Consider the following 15,046-nt stretch of genomic DNA (forward strand, 5'->3'; position numbering starts at 1 on the left):
TATACCGCCCATCGCGCGGCATCGTTGCCGCATGACACGGCGGCGCGAGACTCGCAGCCTGCCGTGCGCGTGAAGCGATGCGCTAAGTCATTGAGCGGGCACGGATTTTATCACGCCCCTGCGAATGCTGCCGGCCACACCGCCCACGACACGCAATACCCACCACAAACGAAAAACCCCAAGAACCTTCCGATTCTTGGGGTTTTAAATGCTGGTGGCCTGGGACGGAATCGAACCATCGACACGCGGATTTTCAATCCGCTGCTCTACCAACTGAGCTACCGGGCCAACGAAGAATGAAAGTATATCGAGCTATTCATCCTTGGGCAAGTGCTTTCGCAAAATATTTTAAAGCGCGCCTTCGGACGGCTTCTTGCCGAGCTCGACGCCGAGCTGCTTGAGCTTGCGATACAGGTGCGTGCGCTCGAGGCCCGTCTTCTCCGCGACGCGCGTCATGCTGCCGTTTTCGCGCGCGAGGTGATATTCGAAGTACGCGCGCTCGAACGCATCGCGTGCTTCGCGCAACGGGATGTCGAACGGGATCGCGGCCGTCTGCCCCGCGAGGCCGAGTGCCGAAGCCATGTCGTCGCCGAGCGTCGGCAGCGCAGCCGCGGACGCCACCGCCGCCGGCCCCGCCGCCTGCCCGGCGCCGGCCTTCGCCGCCGCGTTCGCGGACACGGGCGCCGCACCACGTGCGAGACCGTGCTCGACGGACTTCAGCAGTTTCTGCAGCGCGATCGGCTTCTCGAGGAAATCGAGCGCGCCGATCTTGGTTGCCTCGACGGCCGTATCGATCGTCGCGTGCCCGGACATCATGATCACGGGCATCGTCAGCAGCCCCTGCGCCGCCCACTCCTTGAGCAGGGTCACGCCGTCGGTATCGGGCATCCAGATATCGAGCAGCACGAGATCGGGCGCCTGATTCAGCCGGTATTCCCGCGCGGCCTGCGCGTTCTCCGCTGCCTCGACGACATGTCCTTCATCGCTGAGGATCTCCGAGAGCAATTCCCGGATGCCCATTTCATCATCTACCACCAGGATGGTTGCCATTTACGCTGCCTTTGTCTGCTCACTTGCTTTTGTCTTGGCGGGGGCCGCCCCGTCCTGCGCGCCCGATTCGGCACCTGGCGCATCGCTCGCCATCTGCAGGAACAGGATCGACACCTGCGCACCCTCGACGGTCTCGCCGTGCATACGATTGCGCAAATCGATCCGCGCACCATGCTCGTCGACGATTTTCTTGACCGTGGCCAACCCGAGCCCCGTGCCCTTCGCCTTCGTCGTCACGTAAGGCTCGAACGCGCGAGTCAGGATGCGTGCCGGAAAACCGGGCCCGTTGTCGGACACGGTAAGACGTACCGCGACGCGCGTTTTGCCCTCGGCGTCGGGATCGCCATATTCTACTGTCTTGGTTTCGATCAACACACGCGGATGCGCAGACTCCGCGACCGAATCCTGCGCATTCTGCAGCAGGTTGTGAATCACCTGGCGCAATTGCGTCGCATCACCGCGAATCACCGGCAGCGACGGCGCGAGCTCGGCGACGATCGGGCTCTTGCCTTCGCCGACACCATACAGCCCGAGCACCTCGCTCGCCAGTTCGTTCAACTGCAGGTTCGCGAGCACCGCCGGCGGCGTGCGCGCGTATTCGCGGAAATCGTCGACCATCCGCTTCATCGCGGCCACCTGGTTCACGATCATCGTCGCACCGCGCTTGAGCACGTCCGCATCGGGCGGCGCGAGCTTGTCGGACAGCTTCATCTGCAGCCGCTCGGCCGACAGCTGGATCGGCGTCAACGGATTCTTGATCTCGTGTGCGAGCCGGCGTGCGACTTCGCCCCATGCAACCGAACGCTGCGCGGAGATCACGTCGGAGATGTCGTCGAACACGACGACGTAACCGGACGTCTGCGGATCGTCGGCCTGCCCCTCGACCGTCGACACGAGGCGCGTGCCGCGCACGAGCAGCGTCAGCGGATCGGTTTCGCCCGGCACCTCGATCGCGAACTGCTGCTGCCAGTGGCCACGATCGCCGCTGCCGCCGTCGGACGCCGCCTCGCGATCGGCGAACGCCTTGCGCACCATCGCGCCGAATCCCGCCGCCACGCCGATCCGGTCGAGCGTCGTGCCGATCAGCGAATTGAACGGCTGCCGGAAGATCCGCTCGGCGCCGCGATTGGCCGTCGTCAGCCGGAACTGGCGGTCGAGCACGAACACGCCGGCCGTCAGGTTCGCGAGGATGCTTTCGAGATACGTCTTCGAATGCTCGAGCGCGATGCGGTTCTTCTCGACCGCGAGCCGCGCCTCGGACAACTGGCGCGTCATCGCATTGAACGACTGCGTGAGGAAGCCGAGCTCGTCGCGCGTCTTGATCTCGCGCTTCGGCGTGTAGTCGCCTTCCGTGATCTCCTTCGTGCCCTGCGCGAGCAGGAACAGCGGCCGCGCGAGCTGCTGGCCGAGCGCGAGCGCGAGCATCATCGCGATGAAGGTCGCGAGGAACAGCGCGAGCGTCAGCGTGCCGATATACATCTTGCGCAGCCCCGTGCGGCCGAGCGACTTTTCCTGGTACTCGCGATACGCGCGCTGCACGGCGTCCGCGTTGTGCGCGAGCCCGGGCGGCACCGGCTGCGTGAGCTGCAGGAAGCGCTCCGCCGGCTGCAGCAGCGACGTCGTCGCATCGGGAATCGGCCGCACGACGCGCAGCCGCAACGCACCCTTCGCGCCATGCGCGCGCGGGTCGCCGTCGACCTCGCCCTCGATCGCCGCGTACGCACCGTGTTCGCGCGCCTGGTTCAGCATCAGCGGCGTCGGCAGGTCGTCCGGAATCAGCGCCGCGAAATTGCCCGACGCCTGCGCGACGATGTGCAGCTCGGGCGCCGCACCCGAGCCGCCCCGGCCCGGCTCGACGATCGTCGCGTCCTGCACGCCGAACTGGTCGCGCAGCCGCAGCAGCGTGAGCGTCGTGCCGTTCGTGTTCGCATCGACGCTCGCGAGCTGGTCGGACATCAGCCGCGCCTTCGTCTGCAGGTCGGACAGCGACGCATCGAGCATGCCGCGGCCGAGGTTCAGGCCGGCCGTCAGCGCGGTCTCGACGTTCACGTCGAACCACGACTCGATACTGCGCGACACGAACTGGTACGACACGATGTAGATGATCCCGCCCGGCACCACGCCGACGAGCGCGAAGAACACCGCGAGCTTCGCGAGCAGCCGCGTGCCGAACTTGCCCTTCCTCAGGCGCACGACGATCATCCCGATCAGCCCGAGCACCACGAGCAGGAATACGAGCGCGACGACAATGTTCGTCGCGTACAGCCACGAGTAGTAGCGATCGAAGAATTCGGTGTTCGCGCTCGCGGCCGCGAGCAGCACGAGCAGCAGCAGCGCGGTCAGCGCGACGGTCGAGACGATCACGCGGACGAGGAGGCTCTTCCCGCTGGCCGCACGGCGCACTTTATTTAGCACGTTCGGTCACCGTGAAGTTGAAGCGCTTCCAGTCCGACCCGAGCGTCCAGTCGCGGTTGTTCACGGCATCGACCTGGAACGGCTTCGGCATCAGCGCCGTGTCGAGCTGCATCCGCACCGACGCCGTGTAGGTTTCGCCCGCGCGCACCTGATTGCGGTCGATCACGTGCCACGACGTGATGTGCCGGACCACCGCGAGCGCGTCCTTCAGCGACGGGAAGCCGAGCTGCAGGCCGCCGGTCGACACGCGGTACTCGCGCGTGAGCGGCTGGAACGACAGGCGGATCGTCTGCGTGACCGCCACCGGCTGCTCGTCGAACCAGTACCAGCGCGCGCGACTCAGTTCGAAGTCGGTCGTGAAGTAAAGCGGGATGCCCTTGTTGACGGCATCCTCGAGGTTCGGGTTCAGCTCGAAGTCGAAACGCGCGTCGAGGCTCCAGCCGCTTCCATCGGACTGGAGCGACGCGCGCTGCACGGCGATCGATTCGGCATGCGCCGGCCGGACGACGGCCAGGCACAGCATCAACGCGACCAGCAGGACGGCCGCGAGCCGAAATGGAAAAAGGTGTTTGATCGTCACCGTTTCTGAAACCGCGCGTAGAAAAATCCGTCGTGATCGGTGTTCTGGTCGAGTGCGGCGGCGGCCGCCCGTCCCTGCACGCCGCCTGGCAACAGCTGGCCGGGGGCGTCCAATCGTACCGCATCTTCACAGGCCGCTTCAAACCAGCGGGCCTGCGATTCGCCTTCCTCGGGGAAGATCGAACAGGTCACGTAAAGCAGTTCGCCGCCCGGCTTCACGAGCGGCCACAGCGCCCACAGGATGCGGCGCTGTTCCGCGACGAGCGCCGGAATGTCGGCCTCGCGGCGCAGCCAGCGAATGTCGGGGTGCCGCCGCACGATGCCGGACGCCGAACACGGCACGTCGGCGAGGATACGGTCGAACGGGCGCCCGTCGTACCACGCGTCGGGCGCACCTGCATCGCCGACGCGCACGTCCGCTTCGAGCGACAGGCGCACGAGGTTCTCGCCGATGCGCGCCGCGCGCGTTGCATCGCTTTCGAGCGCAACGACTTCCGCGTCAGCCAGCTCGAGAATGTGGCCGGTCTTGCCGCCGGGTGCCGCGCATGCATCGAGCACGCGCATGCCGTCGCGCGCGTCGAGCCATTCGGCCGCGAGCTGCGCGCCGGCGTCCTGCACCGACACCACGCCGTCGGCGAAGCCCGGAATGCGCTCGACCGGCAGCGCCGACGCGAGCCGCACCGCGTGCCGGCCGATCGCGGTCGCCTCGATCCCGCTCGCCCGCAGTGTGTCGAGATACGCGTCGACGCTCGCGCGGCGCGCATTCACGCGCAGCGTCAACGGGCCCTGGCGTTCGCCTGCCGCGAGGATCGCCTGCCATGCATCGGGCCATGCGCGCTTCACCGCATCGACCCACCATGCGCGGTAATTCCAGCGCGCGACCGGGTCGGCCTGCATCGCCGCGACGAGCGCGTCGCGCTCACGCAGGAAACGGCGCAGCACCGCGTTGACCATGCCCTTCGCGAACGCGCACTCGCGCCGCGCGCCGATCACGGTGACGGCCTGATCGACCACCGTGAACGCCGGATACGCGGCGGCGTCGGCCGGGTCGAGCAGCAGCGCGAGCGCGCCGGCGAGCACGGCGTGCACGTGCGCGGGCGGTGCCTTGCTGACGAGTTTGCCGACCAGCCAGTCCGCGCTGCCGAGGCGACGCATCGTCCGGTACGCGACGTCCTGCGTCGCGCCGCGCGCGAGCGCCTGCGCACCGGACGGCATCTGTGCGAATACCGCCGACAACGCTGCCGGCAGCGCAGTGCCGCGCCGTACCGCGTCGACCGCCTGCGCGGCCGCGTCGAGCGCGAAGCCGAGCGAATCGGGCGCCAGATGCAGCGCGGCCAGATGCGCCGGGCGGCCGGAAGAAGACGGAGCGGAAGAACGGGTTCGTGTCATCGGTACGGAATCGGCAATCAGGCGCGGCAGACAGGCGCAGCAATCAAATACGGCAAACGGCAGGATCGCTGCGGCCGCACGGCCTCGCGATCCCAAACCGCGCATTGTAGCCTGCGACCACGCGGCCCCTTTGGCCCCTTTACAGCGCGCGCAAATGAAACACCCCGCAGCGCGAAGCGTGCGGGGTGGCGTGACGGCCCCCGTGCGGCAACGCCCGCGCGGGATGCCGGGGTTCAGTCGAAGCGGCCGGTACGCGCCATCTCCATCAGGCGCGCGATGCGCTCCTCGGTGGCCGGGTGCGTCGAGAACAGGTTCTGCAGGCCGCCGCCGTGCAGCGGGTTCATGATCATCATCTGCGCGGTGGCCGGATGGGCCTCGGCCGCCTGGAACGGGATACCGGCCGCATAGCGATGGATCTTGTCGAGCGCGGTGGCGAGCGACTGCGGATCGCCGGAAATCTGCGCGCCGCCGCGATCGGCCTCGAACTCGCGTGCCCGCGAAATCGCCATCTGGATCAAGGCGCCTGCGATCGGGGCGAGCAGCGCGACCGCGATACCCGCGATCGGGTTGGCCGGCCGGCCGTTCTCGTCGCGCCCGCCGAAGAACATCGCGAAGTTCGCGATCGCCGAGATCGCGCCTGCCATCGTGGCGGTGATCGTCGAGATCAGGATGTCGCGGTGCTTCACGTGCGCGAGCTCGTGCGCCATCACGCCGCGCATCTCGCGCTCCGACAGCACGCGCAGGATGCCGGTCGTCGCGGCGACCGCCGCGTGCTCGGGGTTGCGGCCCGTCGCGAATGCGTTCGGCGCGTCCTCGTTGATCAGGTAGACGCGCGGCATCGGCAGGTTCGCGCGCGTGGCCAGCTCGCGCACCATCCGGTAGAACTGCGGCGCCGTGTTCTCGTCGACTTCCTGCGCGTTGTACATGCGCAGCACCATCTTGTCCGAGAACCAGTAGGAAAAGAAATTCATGCCGAGCGCGAACAGCAGCGCGATCGTCATGCCCCGCGAACCGCCGATCATTCCGCCGATCACGATGAACAGGGCCGTGATCGCGGCCATCAGCATCGCCGTTTTGACCCAATTGAACATACCCACTCCTTATCCGTCAGGGGACCCGCCACGCATTACCGGGCGCGGCGGAAAATTGTAAGCGATTTGTTAGATAAGGTCTTGCCGGAAAAATTCAATCTCAGCGTTGCGATGTTGCAAGACGCAGCCCGAGGCCGACGAACGCGCTGCCGACCGTGCGGTCGAGCCACTTCCTGACGCCCGGCTTGCCGGAAAAGCGCTGCGTGACGCTGCCCGCGACCCACGCGACGAGGCTGGTCCAGACCGTGCTCATCGCGACGAACACCGCGCCGAGGGTCAGGAACGCCCATGCCTTGTGCGGGCTGTCGGCCGACACGAACTGCGGGAAGAACGACACGAAGAACAGCACGACCTTCGGATTCAGCACGTTGGTCCAGAAACCCTGCATGAACAGCTGGCGCAGCGGCTTGGCGGCCGTGGCCTGCGCGGTATCGGCGCCCGACGGCGCGGCGGCTTGCTTCGCGACGATCATCCGTACGCCGAGGTAGATCAGGTAGGCCGCGCCGACCAGCTTGATCACCGTGAACGCGGTGGCCGACGCCGCGAGCAGCGCGGTCAGGCCGAATGCACAGGCGAGCGCGTGAACGCAGCAGCCGGCCGAGATGCCGAATGCCGACATCAGCCCCGCGCCGCGGCCCTGCGCGACGCTGCGGCCGACGATGTACGCCGTGTCGGGGCCGGGCGTGATGTTCAGCAGGAATACCGCGAACACGAAGAAGCCGAAATGGGTGATGCCGAACATGAAGACCTCGAAACCGGGGAGCGCAGGGAAATTCTACGCGCGCCTGCCGCGCCGTGCGACTCGACCGTCCGGCCGATTGCGCAGCGCCGGCAGACCGTGTCGAATGGCGATCGGGCCGTGTCAGGCAACGTCGGGCAGCGCGAAATGCTGGCCTGCGGCGAGCGGCGAGCCGGCCAGGAATTCGCGTGCGGGCAGCCGCTTGCCGCCCGGCTTCTGCAACTGCGTGACGCGCAGCGCGCCGCTGCCGCATGCGACGACCACGCCTTCCGGCGCGGCTTCGACGATCGTGCCGGGCGCCGCATCGCCGTGCGCCGCCACGGGCTCGGCCGCCCACAGCTTGATCGCCGCGCCGTCGAGCGTCGCGACGCCGCCCGGGAACGGATCGAACGCACGCACCTGGCGCGCGAGCACGTCGGCAGGCTTGCGCCAGTCGAGCGCCGCTTCGTGCTTGCCGATCTTCTCCGCATAGGTCACGCCGTCGGCCGGCTGCGGCGTCGCCGGCAGCGTGCCGTCGCGCTCGAGCCGCACGAGCGCATCGACGATCAGCCGCGCGCCGTCGGCGGCCAGACGGTCGTGCAGCGTCGCGGTCGTATCGTCGGGCGCAATCGCGAGGCGCGCCTCCTCGATCATCGCGCCGGTATCGAGGCCGACGTCCATCTGCATCAGCGTGACGCCCGTCTCGGCGTCGCCGGCTTCGATCGCACGATGGATCGGCGCGGCGCCGCGCCAGCGCGGCAACAGCGACGCGTGAATGTTGATGCAGCCGGCGCGCGGGATGTCGAGCACTTCCTGCGGCAGCAGCAGGCCGTAGGCGGCCACCACCATCACGTCGTGCGGCGTCGTGCGCAGCAGCTCGATCGCGTCGGCCGCCTCGGCCGGGTACTTGCCCGCGCGGCGCAGCGACGGCGGCTGCGCGACGGGCATCCCGTGCTCGACGGCGTAGCGCTTCACGGCGCTCGCCTGCAGCTTCATCCCGCGCCCCGCAGGGCGATCGGGCTGGGTGAGCACGAGCGGCACCGGGAAACCGGCCTCGTGGATCGCGGCAAGGGCAGCCGCGGCGAATTCCGGCGTGCCGGCAAAAATCACGCGCAACGTATGGGTCATGACAGCGTTCGGGGTCGGGCAGCGTGAACGCGCATTACATCGCGCGTTCGAGTTTCTTCATCTTCGTCTTGATGCGCGTCTGCTTGAGCGGCGACAGGTATTCGACGAACACGCGCCCCATCAGGTGATCCATCTCGTGCTGGACGCACACGGCGAGCAGGCCTTCGCAGTCGAGCTCGAAGGTCTCGCCCTGTTCGTTGAGCGCGCGCACGCGCACATGGTCGGGCCGCTCGACTTCGTCGTAGATGCCGGGCACCGACAGGCAGCCCTCTTCGTAGATCTGCTTCTCGTCGCTCGACCACACGATCTCGGGGTTGATGAACGCGCGCAGCTCGTTCTTCTCCTCGGAGACGTCGATCACGATCACGCGCTCGTGCACGTCGACCTGCGTGGCCGCCAGGCCGATGCCGGGCGCCGCGTACATGGTCTCGGCCATGTCGGCGACGAGCTTGCGGATCCGGTCGTCGACCTTGTCGACGGGCTTGGCGACCTTGTGCAGCCGCTTGTCGGGGTAATGAAGAATATTGAGCAAAGCCATGGTGTTCGGTATTCGGTGGAGCGGCGTGCCGCATCGGCCATCCGGCCGGCTGGTGCCGCCTCCGGGATGCAATGAAGATGAGGCGGATGCGTGGCGAATCAACGCCGCGGATCGCGCCTCCTGCAATTGGCCGGGCGCTCGTGCGCGCGGCCCTGTCGAGTATTTCGGATGATGAAAATTTTATCATGGCGCCACGCGGTCCGCTGGCCGCCGCATTCGAGGGCTGTCTCATGTCGCCGCAAGCGCTGACGCCATCCGCGCTGCGCGCGTGGCTGCAGCTCGCGCATGCACCCGGCCTCGCGCCCGCCGTGCTGCAGATCCTGCTCGATGCATTCGGCTCACCGGCCGCGCTGTTGCGCGCATCCGACCCGGCCATCGCCGCGGCGAGCAGCCCCGCCGCCGCACAAGCCGTGCGCGCGAGCGAGCGCGGCGATCTCGACGCGCGCACCGAGGCCGCGCTCGCGTGGCTCGACGCGCCGGGCAATGCGCTGGTCACGCTCAACGATCCGGCCTACCCGCCGCGGTTGCGCGACCTGCACGATCCGCCGCCCCTGCTATATGTAAAGGGCCGGCTCGACCTGCTGCGTGCACGCGGCCTCGCCGTGGTCGGCAGCCGGCATGCGACACCGCAGGGGCTCGCCGACGCAACGGGCTTCGCGCGTGCGTTGTCCGACGCGGGGCTCTCGATCGTCTCCGGCCTCGCACTCGGGATCGACGGTGCCGCGCATCGCGGCGGGCTCGACGGCCGCTCGGGTACGGTCGCCGTCATCGCGACGGGCGCCGATATCGTCTATCCGGCGCGGCATCGCGCGCTCGCGCACGAAATCGCCGCGCACGGGGCGATCGTGTCGGAATGGCCGCTCGGCACGCCGGCCCGTGCCGCGCATTTCCCGCAGCGCAACCGGCTGATCGCCGCGCTGGCGATCGGCACGCTCGTCGTCGAGGCCGCGCCGCGCTCCGGCTCGCTGATCACCGCACGGCTCGCGAACGAACTGGGGCGCGATGTGTTCGCGGTGCCGGGCTCGATCCACGCGCCGCTCGCGCAGGGCTGCCACGCGCTGATCCGCGATGGCGCGAAGCTCACGGCGGCGCCGCTCGATGTGCTCGAGGAGTACGGGCTGGCCGAACCGGTCGCGCGTGCAACCGGCCGCACGGCTCGCGCCGGGCATCATCCCGGCACGAACGCCGACGGCATCCTCGCGATGGCAATGGCCGGCACCGACCAGACGGATCCCGCCGTTCCGGCCGCCGCGCCATCCCGAACCGACACCCTGCCGCCGCCAGGCACCGCGTCCGAGCATGCGGTACTGGCCGCATTGGGTTACGGCCCCGTGACCTACGAATGGCTTGCCGAGCACAGCGGCCTGTCCGACGACGTGCTGCACGGCGCGCTTCTGGCGCTGGAGCTGGCCGGCCGCGTCGCCAGCCTGCCTGGCGGGCGCTTCGCGCGGCTTGACGCCGCGCCCACCCCGGCCGCACGCGGCGTGCTACATTCCCCGGCATAGGGGCGGCCGCGCCGCCGACGATATCCAAGGAATTCCATGCCCGCGCTGAATCTCGACACCGATGCGGATCGGATCGCCGAGCGCCTCGCCGATCCCGGCACGTTGCTCGTCGCCTGCCTGTGCGCCGAGTGGTGCGGCACGTGCCGCGATTACCGGACGGCCTTCGACCAGCTCGCCGACGCCCACCCGAACGCCTGTTTCGCGTGGATCGACATCGAAACGCATGCCGACCAGCTCGACGATCTCGACGTCGAGAATTTCCCGACGATCCTGATCGAGGACGCCAACACCGCACGCTTCTTCGGCACGGTGCTGCCGCACGCGGCGATCGTCGAGCGGATGCTGTCCGACCTGAGCGCGGTACCCGGCGCGCCGCACGCACCGAAATTGCGCAACGTCCTGATCGTCGAAGCCTGAATGCGCGGGCCGGCGCGGCGGTTCGGCGCGCGTTTGCGCGCCCCGCCGCGGCGGGCGCTTGCCGCCGTTGCAGCCCCCCTCTATGATGAGCCGCTTTTTACACGCTGAGCCGCCGTCGCTGCGGCGTGTGCTATAAAGCGGTCGTAAAAGGGACCCACAACCGGCGAACCCGGTCTACCAACACACACCTGTCATGTCCAAAGCACTGATCATTGCGGAAAAGCCTTCTGTCGCGAACGACATCGCACGCGCTTTGGGCGGCTTTACCAAGCATGACGAGTATTACGAGAGCGACGATTTCGTCCTTTCGTCCGCTGTCGGCCACCTGCTGGAAATCGCCGCCCCGGAAGAGTACGAGGTCAAGCGCGGGAAATGGAGCTTCGCGCATCTGCCCGTCATCCCCCCGCATTTCGACCTGAACCCGATCGCAAAAAGCGAGTCGCGCCTCAAGGTGCTCACGAAGCTGATGAAGCGCAAGGACGTCGACCGCCTGATCAACGCATGTGACGCGGGGCGCGAGGGCGAGCTGATTTTCCGCCTGATCGCGCAGCACGCGAAGGCGAAGCAGCCGGTCCAGCGCCTGTGGCTGCAGTCGATGACGCCGCAGGCGATCCGCGACGGTTTCGCGAACCTGCGCAGCGACACCGACATGCAGCCGCTCGCCGACGCCGCACGCTGCCGCTCGGAAGCCGACTGGCTCGTCGGGATCAACGGCACCCGCGCGATGACCGCGTTCAACAGCAAGGGCGGCGGCTTCTTCCTGACGACTGTCGGCCGCGTTCAGACGCCAACGCTGTCGATCGTCGTCGAACGTGAAGAGAAAATCCGCCGCTTCATCCCGCGCGACTACTGGGAAGTGAAGGCCGAATTCGCGTGTGCGGGCGGCTTCTACGAAGGCAAGTGGTACGACCCGAAATTCAAGCGCGACGAATTCGATCCGGAAAAGCGCGACTCCCGCCTGTGGAGCCTGCCGGCTGCCGAAACGATCGTCGCCGCATGCCGCGACCAGGTCGGCACGGTGTCCGAGGAATCGAAGCCGTCGACACAACTGTCGCCGCTGCTGTTCGACCTGACGAGCCTGCAGCGCGAGGCGAACAGCCGTTTCGGCTTCTCCGCGAAGAACACGCTCGGCCTCGCGCAGGCGCTGTATGAAAAGCACAAGGTGCTGACCTACCCGCGTACCGACGCGCGCGCGCTGCCGGAAGACTACCTGTCGACGGTCGAGTCCACGCTCGAGATGCTCAAGGAGAGCAACAACTACCTGCCGCATGCGAAACAGGTGCTCGATAAGGGCTGGGTGAAGCCGAACAAGCGGATCTTCGACAACTCGAAGATCAGCGACCACTTTGCAATCATCCCGACGCTGCAGGCGCCGAAGTCGCTGTCCGAGCCGGAGCAGAAGCTGTACGACATGGTCGTGAAGCGCTTCCTCGCCGTGTTCTTTCCGGCGGCCGAATTCCGCGTCACGACACGGATCACCGAAGTCGCCGGCCATCACTTCAAGACCGAAGGCAAGGTGCTCGTCGAGCCGGGCTGGCTGCAGGTGTACGGCCGTGACGCCGAAGGCGCGGACGCGAACCTCGTGCCGGTGCAGAAGGACGAGAAGGTGAAGACGGACGAAATCGCCGCCGTCGCGCTCGTGACGAAGCCGCCCGCACGCTACTCGGAAGCGACGCTGCTGTCCGCGATGGAAGGGGCAGGCAAGCTCGTCGAGGACGACGAACTGCGCGAGGCGATGGCCGCGAAGGGTCTCGGCACGCCGGCGACGCGCGCGGCGATCATCGAAGGCCTGCTCGGCGAGAAATACCTGCTGCGCGAAGGCCGCGAACTGATCCCGACCGCGAAGGCATTCCAGCTGATGACGCTGCTGCGCGGGCTCGGCGTGAAGGAACTGACCGCGCCCGAGCTGACCGGCGAATGGGAATACAAGCTGTCGCAGATGGAGCGCGGCAATCTCGGGCGCGATGCGTTCATGCAGGAAATCGCCCGCATGACGCAGCAGATCGTCAAGCGCGCGAAGGAATACGATTCCGACACGATCCCCGGCGATTACGCGACGCTCGAGACACCGTGCCCGAACTGCGGCGGCCAGGTGAAGGAAAACTACCGCCGCTTCGCGTGCACGAAGTGCGAGTTCTCGATCTCGAAGATCCCGGGCAGCCGGCAGTTCGAGATCCCTGAAGTCGAGGAGCTGCTGCAGAAGAAGGAAATCGGGCCGCTGTCCGGGTTTCGCAGCAAGATGGGCCGCCCGTTCTCGGCGATCCTCAAGCTGTCCTTCGACGACGAGACGAAGAACTACAAGCTCGAGTTCGATTTCGGTCAGGACCAGGGCGGCGAGGAAGGCGAAGCGCCCGACTTCTCCGCACAGGAACCGGTCGGCGCGTGCCCGAAGTGCAAGGGCCGCGTGTTCGAGCACGGGATGAGCTACGTGTGCGAGCACTCGGTGGCGACCCCGAAGACCTGCGACTTCCGCTCGGGCAAGGTGATCCTGCAGCAGGAAATCACGCGCGAGCAGATGGGCAAGCTGCTGGCCGACGGCCGCACGGATCTGCTGCCGAACTTCAAGTCGTCGCGTACCGGCCGCAACTTCAAGGCGTTCCTCGTGAAGCAGCCGGACGGCAAGATCGGCTTCGAGTTCGAGAAGAAGGAACCGAAGGCCGCTGCCGCGAAGAAGACGGCAAAATCGGCGACGAAGGATGCCGAAACCGTGACGGAAGGTGCGGAAGAGAAACCGGCACCGGCCCGTAAAACGGCCGCCCGCAAGACGACGGCGCGCAAGACGGGTTCGTGACGGCCCGGCCGCCGGCCCTGCCCCGGCGCGTCAGGCTCCCTCCCGGAGCCATAAAAAAACGCGGATCGATCGCTCGATCCGCGTTTTTTCTTTGTGCCGGCGGCAACCGCCGCCCGGCCGTCGCGCCGTTACAGCGGCGACGGCACCGCGACGCGCGTGCGCGGCGAACGCGGCAGACGCGGCGACAGGTTCGGGTCGGCCGCTTCCGGCTGCTCCGCACGCGTCTCGACGCCGATCGGCGCGAGCGCCGAACTCTGCGCGGCCCACTGCTCGCCGATCATCGCGTCGGTCGAGTGGCTGAAATGCTCGACGAGGTGGTCGATGAACGTCCGCACCTTCGCCGGCAGATGGCGCCGGCTCGGGTACGCGATGTTGATCTCGACCTGCGGCAGCCGGAAATCCGGCAGCAGACGCACGAGCGCGCCGCGCGCGATGTCGCTGCCGATCAGGTAGCTCGGCAGGATCGCGACACCCATCCCGAGCAACGCGAACTGGCGCAGCATCGCGGTGTTGTTCGCGACGATCACGTTGGTCGGGCGCACGCGCACTTCGCCGTCGGGCCCCGTGAACACGCGCTCGTCGCCCCAGTATTCGGCCGGCAGGCTCAGGCTCGGGTGCTCGGCGAGCTGCTCCGGGTGGGTCGGCACGCCATGCTTCTCCAGATAGCTCGGCGTCGCGCACACGGTCATGCAACCGGTGGTCAGGCGCCGCGTGACGATGCTCGCGCTGCGCATCTGGCGCGTGACGACGATACCGACGTCGAAACCCTCCTCGACGAGATCGACCTGCCGGTCGACCAGCGTGAGATCCGGCACCACTTTCGGGAAATTCTCCGTGTACGACTGCAGCACGGGGGCGAGGTTGTGCAGCCCGAACACGACCGGCGCGACGATGCGCAGCGTGCCGACGGGCTCGTGATTGCGTGCGACGACCATCTGCTCGACGTCCTCGAGCTCATCGAGGATCTGGCGGGCACGCTCCAGATAGACCTGACCCGACTCCGTCAGGGAGAGGCTGCGCGTGGTGCGATTCAGCAAGCGCGTGCCGAGCCGGCCTTCCAGGTCGGCGACGTGGCGCGTCGCGACCGCGTTGGAGATATCCATTGCGCTCGCGGCCCGCGCGAAACTGCCGAGATCTGCAACCTTGACGAAAACGCGCATCGACTGCAAGTGATCCATAAACGACTCCTGCCGCTAGTACAACTTCAAAAAGATGAAGCAAATGCGTAATTCTCCTACGACAGCGGAAATGATGCAGAGTTGCTCAACAAAGGGGCTGTTGACGATAAAAATAGTCAAAAATCCTCGCCCTTCGCGGATAGATGATCCAATTATTCTGATTGGAGCAACAATTTGGTGAACCTCGTCGAGTAAGTAGCCGAATCAGGAAAGACGTGTTTGATGCGACACAACAGCGCACCCTTCC

Annotated in this window: 12 protein-coding genes and 1 tRNA gene; 3 read left to right on the plus strand and 10 right to left on the minus strand. The window is 67.1% G+C overall.

Annotated features, from left to right (window positions below):
- Window positions 1–212: 212 nt before the first annotated feature.
- From AC5LXX_RS16065 to def, 9 genes are all read right to left on the minus strand, one after another.
- Window positions 213–288 (minus strand) — tRNA-Phe (locus AC5LXX_RS16065).
- 60 nt (window positions 289–348) lie between these two features.
- Complete coding sequence (esaR, locus tag AC5LXX_RS16070; RefSeq protein WP_493410078.1) at window positions 349–1,050, minus strand: response regulator transcription factor EsaR; 702 nt, start codon at window positions 1,048–1,050, stop codon at window positions 349–351.
- Window positions 1,051–3,465, minus strand: coding sequence for a sensor histidine kinase EsaS (gene esaS, locus AC5LXX_RS16075; RefSeq protein WP_493410079.1), 2,415 nt, complete (start codon window positions 3,463–3,465; stop codon window positions 1,051–1,053).
- A complete protein-coding gene (locus tag AC5LXX_RS16080; protein ID WP_124455777.1) occupies window positions 3,455–4,045 on the minus strand; it encodes a DUF4390 domain-containing protein in 591 nt (196 codons plus the stop codon). The genes esaS and AC5LXX_RS16080 overlap by 11 nt, the downstream gene beginning before the upstream one ends.
- Window positions 4,042–5,433 carry a 16S rRNA (cytosine(967)-C(5))-methyltransferase RsmB gene (rsmB, locus tag AC5LXX_RS16085; protein WP_493410080.1) on the minus strand — a complete coding sequence of 464 codons (1,392 nt, stop codon included), beginning with the start codon at window positions 5,431–5,433 and terminating at the stop codon, window positions 4,042–4,044. Before rsmB ends, AC5LXX_RS16080 begins: the two co-directional genes overlap by 4 nt.
- A gap of 233 nt (window positions 5,434–5,666) precedes the next feature.
- Window positions 5,667–6,524 (minus strand): zinc metalloprotease HtpX, encoded by an 858-nt coding sequence (htpX, locus tag AC5LXX_RS16090; protein ID WP_059232900.1) that lies wholly within the window; start codon window positions 6,522–6,524, stop codon window positions 5,667–5,669.
- Between the two features lie 100 nt (window positions 6,525–6,624).
- Window positions 6,625–7,266, minus strand: a complete 642-nt coding sequence (locus tag AC5LXX_RS16095) for a LysE family translocator (protein WP_493410081.1) — start codon at window positions 7,264–7,266, stop codon at window positions 6,625–6,627.
- A 120-nt stretch (window positions 7,267–7,386) separates the two neighbouring features.
- Window positions 7,387–8,370 carry a methionyl-tRNA formyltransferase gene (fmt, locus tag AC5LXX_RS16100; RefSeq protein WP_493410082.1) on the minus strand — a complete coding sequence of 328 codons (984 nt, stop codon included), beginning with the start codon at window positions 8,368–8,370 and terminating at the stop codon, window positions 7,387–7,389.
- 34 nt (window positions 8,371–8,404) lie between these two features.
- Entirely contained in the window at window positions 8,405–8,908 is a 504-nt protein-coding gene (def, locus tag AC5LXX_RS16105; RefSeq protein ID WP_011353573.1) for a peptide deformylase, read from the minus strand.
- A 185-nt stretch (window positions 8,909–9,093) separates the two neighbouring features.
- Here def and dprA point away from each other — a divergent pair, with 185 nt between their 5' ends.
- From dprA to AC5LXX_RS16120, 3 genes are all read left to right on the plus strand, one after another.
- Window positions 9,094–10,413: a DNA-processing protein DprA gene (gene dprA / locus AC5LXX_RS16110; protein ID WP_493410083.1), complete on the plus strand. Its 1,320-nt coding sequence runs from the start codon at window positions 9,094–9,096 to the stop codon at window positions 10,411–10,413.
- A gap of 36 nt (window positions 10,414–10,449) precedes the next feature.
- Window positions 10,450–10,830: a thioredoxin family protein gene (locus AC5LXX_RS16115; RefSeq protein WP_176050826.1), complete on the plus strand. Its 381-nt coding sequence runs from the start codon at window positions 10,450–10,452 to the stop codon at window positions 10,828–10,830.
- Window positions 10,831–11,023: 193 nt separating this feature from the next.
- On the plus strand, window positions 11,024–13,621 hold the full coding sequence (locus AC5LXX_RS16120; RefSeq protein ID WP_493410084.1) for a DNA topoisomerase III: 2,598 nt from the start codon (window positions 11,024–11,026) through the stop codon (window positions 13,619–13,621).
- Window positions 13,622–13,749: 128 nt separating this feature from the next.
- On the opposite strand, the gene AC5LXX_RS16125 is transcribed toward AC5LXX_RS16120, so the two are convergent.
- Window positions 13,750–14,799, minus strand: a complete 1,050-nt coding sequence (locus AC5LXX_RS16125; protein WP_124455784.1) for a LysR family transcriptional regulator — start codon at window positions 14,797–14,799, stop codon at window positions 13,750–13,752.
- Window positions 14,800–15,046 lie beyond the last annotated feature (247 nt).

The organism is Burkholderia torrens (assembly GCF_984668525.1).

What these genes read in the sequence shown, in the direction of transcription:
- AC5LXX_RS16125 (WP_124455784.1), bottom strand. Translation starts at nt 14,799, where the DNA reads ATGGATCACTTGCAGTCGATGCGCGTTTTCGTCAAGGTTGCAGATCTC.
- esaR (WP_493410078.1), bottom strand. Translation starts at nt 1,050, where the DNA reads ATGGCAACCATCCTGGTGGTAGATGATGAAATGGGCATCCGGGAATTG.
- dprA (WP_493410083.1), top strand. Translation starts at nt 9,094, where the DNA reads ATGGCGCCACGCGGTCCGCTGGCCGCCGCATTCGAGGGCTGTCTCATG.
- AC5LXX_RS16095 (WP_493410081.1), bottom strand. Translation starts at nt 7,266, where the DNA reads ATGTTCGGCATCACCCATTTCGGCTTCTTCGTGTTCGCGGTATTCCTG.
- def (WP_011353573.1), bottom strand. Translation starts at nt 8,908, where the DNA reads ATGGCTTTGCTCAATATTCTTCATTACCCCGACAAGCGGCTGCACAAG.
- AC5LXX_RS16115 (WP_176050826.1), top strand. Translation starts at nt 10,450, where the DNA reads ATGCCCGCGCTGAATCTCGACACCGATGCGGATCGGATCGCCGAGCGC.
- htpX (WP_059232900.1), bottom strand. Translation starts at nt 6,524, where the DNA reads ATGTTCAATTGGGTCAAAACGGCGATGCTGATGGCCGCGATCACGGCC.
- fmt (WP_493410082.1), bottom strand. Translation starts at nt 8,370, where the DNA reads ATGACCCATACGTTGCGCGTGATTTTTGCCGGCACGCCGGAATTCGCC.
- AC5LXX_RS16120 (WP_493410084.1), top strand. Translation starts at nt 11,024, where the DNA reads ATGTCCAAAGCACTGATCATTGCGGAAAAGCCTTCTGTCGCGAACGAC.
- rsmB (WP_493410080.1), bottom strand. Translation starts at nt 5,433, where the DNA reads ATGACACGAACCCGTTCTTCCGCTCCGTCTTCTTCCGGCCGCCCGGCG.